We start from the raw sequence: 3,296 nt of genomic DNA, 5'->3' as shown, positions 1-3,296 counted from the left end.
GGATCATCGGACTTCTTGCCGGCCCAGACCACCACCTCGCGACCATCGTCTTGCGGCAGCTGGATCAGTCTCAGCCGCTGCGTGTCGGCGGGCGATGACGTCGTGTCGACAATGAACACGACGGCCGCCTCCAGCCCCTTGGCGCCGTGGACGGTCATGACGCGGACCTCGTCGCGCGAGATCTCCATGTCGCGCTTGACCTCGGTGTCGGCCGCGCGCAGCCAGGCCATAAAACCCTGCAGCGAGGCCGGCGCCTTGCGCTCATGATTCAGCGCAAGCTCCAAAAACTCGTCGAGCGCGTCATTGGCCTCATGGCCCAGCCGCTTCAGGATCCGCGCGCGGCCGCCATCGGCGCCGAGCAGCCATGCGTAAAACGCAAACGGCGTCTCGTGCGCGAAGCGGCGCTCAAAACGCTCCAGGCGATGATGCGCGGCCTCAAATGTCTCCTTCGTCGCGGCGTGGGTCCGGAGCGCTTCGCGCAAGGACCCCTTGCGCTGCCAAGCCAGCGCAAACAGGTCGTCGTCGGTGAGGCCGAACAGCGGGCTCTTGAGCGCCACCGCGAGCGCAAGGTCATCCTGCGGCAGCAGCAGCGCGTCCGCGAGGTTCATCAGATCGATGATCGCAATGTGCTCGGTCAGTTTCAGCCGGTCGGCGCCGGCGACCGGAACGCCGGCATGCTTGAGTACCTGGATCACAGCGTCGAACAGGTTGCCGCGCCGGCGCACCAGGATGAGGACGTCGCCATAGCCCAGCCGGCGCCGGCCGCCGGCATGACCGGTCATGGTGCCCTGGTCGATCAGCCGCTTGATCTCGGCCTGGACGCGCCGCGCCAGCTTGACCTCCGGGCTCGTCACCGCGACGCCGTCGAACGGCGCGCGCCAGCCCTCGATCTCCTTGCGGTCGTCGGCTTCGGCAAGGCTCCACAGCTCGATCAAGCCGGGTCCCGCGTCGGCCAGCGCGTGGTGGATCGGGTAGCCGATGTCGGGCGAATGGATGCTGCTGTAGATCCCTTGCTCGCGAAAGACGCGGTCGACCGAATGCAGGATCGCCGCGCCCGACCGGAACGAATAGGTGAAGGCGACGGGATCGAAGGTGAGGCCAGCCTCCTGAAAACGCCGCTGCAACTCCCGCCGGCGCAGGTCGAACTGGTGCGGCTCGGCGCCCTGGAACGAGAAGATCGACTGCTTCTCGTCACCGACTGCAAAGACGGTGCGCACCAGGCCATCGCGCGCGCCGGCGCCCGCGGTGAATTCGGAAATCAGGTGGAACACAATGTCCCATTGCCGGGGGCTGGTGTCCTGCGCCTCGTCGATCAGCAGGTGGTCGACGCCCTGGTCGAGCTTGTAATGCACCCAGCCCGAGGAGACCCGATCGAGCATCGCAAGCGTGCGGTCGATCAGGTCGTCATAGTCCAAAAGCCCGCGCTCCTCCTTCTCGCGCCGGTAGTTTGCCGCCGCCGCGGTCGCAATGTGCAGCAGCGCCGCGGTGCGGTCGCGAGCGACCACGGCCCGGCGCCTTTCGATCAGCGGCGAAAGGCGGACCCATTCCATCTCGAACAGCCGTGCGACCGAGGGGTTGTTGTCGCAGAATTTCTTGGTCAGGATCGACTTGCGCGGCGCTTTCTCATCGGTGAGGAACACGCAGAGATATTCGTCGACCTGCGCGCTGCCGCTGAAGACAAGCGCGCCTTGCAGCCTGCTGGCCTGGTCTACGTCCGATTTGGCGCCGCTTTCGAGCGCCGCCGCGATCTCCAGCCAGCGCCTGCGCGGCAGATGCGGCCCATCCAGAATCTCGCGCTCGACCTCTTCGATGCGGTCATCGCCGCGGACGCCGAGCGCCGCCGAGAGCTCCGCGGCAGCCGCATCGACGCTGCCGGCCGCATCCGTCCAGGCCATGAAATGATCGCGGCTGAGGCAGGCCTCGCGCACCACGTCCTTGAAGGTGACGTCGGCCGCGCTCGCCATCGCCGTCAAGAGCGCCCGCCCGGTCGGGCTCTCGGGATCGCGGGAGGCGGCGAGCAGCACCGCAAGATTGGCGCGCTCCATCATCTCGGTCTGATCGCGATCGTCGAGCACGGCAAAGCGCGCGGGCACGTTCGCTTCGAAGGGGAATTGCTGCAACAGGCGGGTGCAGAGCGCGTGGATGGTCTGGACTTTCAGGCCGCCCGGCGTCTCCAGCGCTGCGGCGAACAGCTTTCGCGCCGCCTTGCGCAGGTGGGGATCGACATGCGGGATACCGATCTCGCGGATTGCGGCATCAAGCGCGGTGTTGTCCAGCGTCACCCAGTGGCCGAGCATGGTGAAGACGCGCTCGGCCATGTTGGCCGCGGCGGCCTTGGTGAAGGTGATGCAGAGGATCTTTTGCGGCGGCACGCCGTCGAGCAGCAGGCGGATCACCCGCTGCACCAGCACATGGGTCTTGCCCGAGCCGGCATTCGCCGAGACGAACGCCGACGCCGCGGGGTTGGAGGCGCGGGCCTGGGCATCGCGGACCGCCGGTGGAATCGGGCGCTGCGCTTTCACCATTCTTCCAGCCCCAGCCCGCCGGCCGCGGACCATTCCTTGATTCGCGCGAGGTCGTCATAGGTGCCGTAGCGGTTGGCCCACATCGGCAGGTTCAGGGAAGTGTAGGCCTGGTCCTCGTTCTCAAAGCTGCGGATCAAGGCTTCCAGCTTGCGCCGCGCCTCGCTCGCCGCCTCGTCGGGCGGCTGCGGTGCGTCGCGCTGGTTGATCTTCAGTTCCAGCTTGCGCTGCTCGCCCGGCGGATTGTTGCCGGAGAGGCGGACATAGACGAGTTCGCCGACCGATGACCCCGCCGCGATTCCGGCAAAGCCGCCCTCGCGCAAGATCGCAGCCTCCAGCGAGAGCTGCGGCGCCAATCCCATCCGCACCTGCTTTCCGGTCGGTGGCTGGCCAGTCTTGTAGTCGAGAATGGCAAAGCTGCCGTCGCGGCGCCGCTCGATGCGGTCGGCGCGGGCGACCAGCACGAAGGTACGTTCGTTGTCGATCGGAAACGCGAGCTCGCCGGGAGTTTCGGCGAAGATGGCATCGATGCCGTCGCGGCGCGCGCGCTCCCATTCGGCGAACCAGCCGGCGATCCGCTGGAAGCGCGGCCACCACAGCGCCCGCGCCTCTGGCCGCTCCATCAGCGGTGCGAAATGCTTTTCGCCGATGCCGCGCAGGACGCGCACCGGATCATCGGGAAGTGCGCTGGCAAAGTTTTCGGTGAACTCGCCGATCGCGTCGTGAATCGCCGAACCGCGGTCGGCGGCGGAGAGCGGCATGTCGACGGGGTCG

At 67.4% G+C, this 3,296-nt stretch carries 2 protein-coding genes; both read right to left on the bottom strand.

Translation table 11 applies throughout. The annotated features are described in order from the left end of the window. Positions 1-2,525, bottom strand: a 2,525-nt coding sequence (addA, locus tag JOZ76_RS08670; protein ID WP_291698212.1) for a double-strand break repair helicase AddA, incomplete at its 3' end; no start/stop codon positions are given. Then, a partial coding sequence (locus tag JOZ76_RS08665) for a PD-(D/E)XK nuclease family protein (RefSeq protein WP_291698211.1) occupies positions 2,519-3,296 on the bottom strand: 778 nt, incomplete at its 5' end. The genes JOZ76_RS08665 and addA, both read right to left, overlap by 7 nt.

It is taken from the genome of Bradyrhizobium sp. (genome assembly GCF_019244115.1).
In the GTDB taxonomy this organism is placed as follows: Bacteria; Pseudomonadota; Alphaproteobacteria; order Rhizobiales; family Xanthobacteraceae; genus Bradyrhizobium.
Note: the sequence above shows the minus strand (reverse complement) of the source record. Positions and strands in the feature narration are given on the sequence as shown.